The organism is Winogradskyella psychrotolerans RS-3 (genome assembly GCF_000427335.1).
Lineage (GTDB): Bacteria > Bacteroidota > Bacteroidia > Flavobacteriales > Flavobacteriaceae > Winogradskyella > Winogradskyella psychrotolerans.
Map to the genome: position 1 here is coordinate 1 of NZ_ATMR01000120.1, position 2,417 is coordinate 2,417.

At 38.1% G+C, this 2,417-nt stretch carries 1 protein-coding gene; it reads right to left on the reverse strand.

Annotation, left to right across the window (positions count from 1 at the left end):
* Positions 1-2,417 (reverse strand): T9SS type B sorting domain-containing protein (locus ADIWIN_RS11760; protein WP_040757184.1); only part of this gene is annotated, 2,417 nt, incomplete at both ends.

Here is a 2,417-nt window from a genome sequence, read left to right on the forward strand (position 1 = left end):
TTTTAAACTAAAATGAGCTTTAAATTCTTTACGTACACCGTCGCTTGGTTCGTCATACTCTACTGTGAACCAATAATCACTCGTTGGCATGGCTTCTCCATTGAACGTTCCGTTCCAACCATTTCCATCGGGACTTAACTGCTTTAATAATTTTCCGTACCGGTCAAATATATAAATTTTTGCATTACTTCCAACACCTTCAATGTTCCAAGTTTCATTATTTCCATCTCCATTAGGTGTGAAAAACAGTGGGTAATCGATAATAAACCTTGATGTTGTTATTAATCCACAACCATTTTTGTCTCTTGCCGTGATCTCATGGTCTCCTGCTGACAACCCTGTAAAGATGTTGTCATCTTGCCATGGACCTCCGTCCAAACTGTATTCATAAACACCTATTCCTATGGCTATAGCTTCTAAACTGTGATTATCTGCGAAAGCTGGTGTTAAGAGTTCTACAGTTAAACTTGGTGGTTCACTTTCTATAACGTCAGTAGTATCAACATTAGTACAATTGGTTACTGTTGATGTACTCATGTCTGTTACTAAAACACTATAGCTTCCTCCTTCTGCTGGCGTGATACTTGGACCTGTTGCCCCTGGTATAACAGTATTGTTATAACTCCATTCAAAACTATAGTCCGTTGCTGATAAACCTGTATCTATCACTAGTGGGTCTAATGTTTCAGTACCATTAGTATTTAAACATAGGATATACGTCTCTTCTAAATCAAATTCTGGTAATGGGTTAACCTGTAAAGTTAATTCTGCTACAGCGTAACATATAGAGGTATCATTACCTGTGGTGCCATCTGGTGTATCATTATCTACTCGTGCATAAATCACTTGAGGGTTACTAATATTTTCATACAACGTTGGTAATGGATTTACCTTTAAGTCCGCATCGTCTTGCGTTTCATAATAGGTTACCATATAGTTTAGTGGATCTTGACCGTCTAAAACTTCTGCATCCCTGGTGGTTAAATCAAACTGTGCACTATCATTGGTTGGATCTCCATCAGTTTCCATCTCATCATCACAGGTTTCATAAAGAATTGGTGCCATATTTGGATTAGCTTGTGCTGCTTCTTGAACTTCTATATTAAAGCTTTGTGTGCTAATTGAACATCCTGTTACATTGTTTGTAATGGTCACAAATATCTGCTGTGGGTTGCTTGTGTTTGTGTACAAACTTACTAAACCATTCATACCAGCTTCGGCATCAGCTAAATTATCGTGATAGCTCACTATAAATTGCGTTGGATCTTGACCGTTTAAAACTTCGTCGTCTTTAGTGGTTAAATCAAAATTATCAAAGCCATCGGTATTTAATTCACATTGTATAAAGTCCGTTACCGCCACAACTGTTGGTAATGGATGTACAACAATCGTAAAATCAACTAGTGCATAACAGCCAGTAGCATCATTAGTCACCCTTACATAAATCTCTTGCTCTGGTGTTTCCGTGTTGCTATACTGCGTTGGGTCTGGTATCACATTGCTTGCTGAGTTAGCATCGTCTAAACTCTCATAGTAGCTTGCTGTAACTCCGGCTTCTCCATTAAGAATGAGTATTTCATTTTCCGTAAGATCAAAAACCTCTACTCCATCTCCGGTGTTAATGTCGTCACACAATTCTAAGTTTGGTAATTGATCACTTGGCGTTGGTGTTGGATTTGGCAATACGCGTATCGTTAATGTTTCAAAATCTACACAACCTGTATCCGTATCGGTAACGACGACATAAAGCGTTTGTGGATTAGCACCTAATCCGTTTATAGACGTATTGGTATACTGTGTTGGATCTGGTATCACATTCGTCTGAGATTGTGCATCGGCATTGGTCTCATAATACGCTACGGACCAACTTGCATTGCCTCCTGTAATCTCATTATCTTTCACCGTTAAATCAAATGATGTGAACTCATCTCCTGGTGTCTCTCCTAAATCATCACATACACTCAATTGTGTGGGTTGTACGGCTACTGGGGGTAAATTAACTTCTAATTCAAATAGCCCTGTATCCTGACAACCTGTGGTTGGATTAAACAAACGCACATAAATGAGTTGTGGATTTGCGTTATTGGTATAATTACCAACATTGATAATAGGATTGTTTCCACTTACAGCATCTAATTCGCTAACATGGTAAGTCAATACAACTTCTAATGGATCTTGTCCGTTTAAAATCTCATCATCTTTAGTGGTAAGATCAAATTGGGTGATTCCATTATCATCGGTGTCACATATAGTGTAAGATTCTATACTTGTTGGCACTTCTGGTGATGGTAATACAATTAATTCTAGTGTATTAGTTGTAAGACTGTAACAACCGGTTAAGGTATTCTCTGAACGCACATAAATCATTTGATTGTTCGCTACAATGTTGGTATACAATCCTGTGATTGGGTTATCAC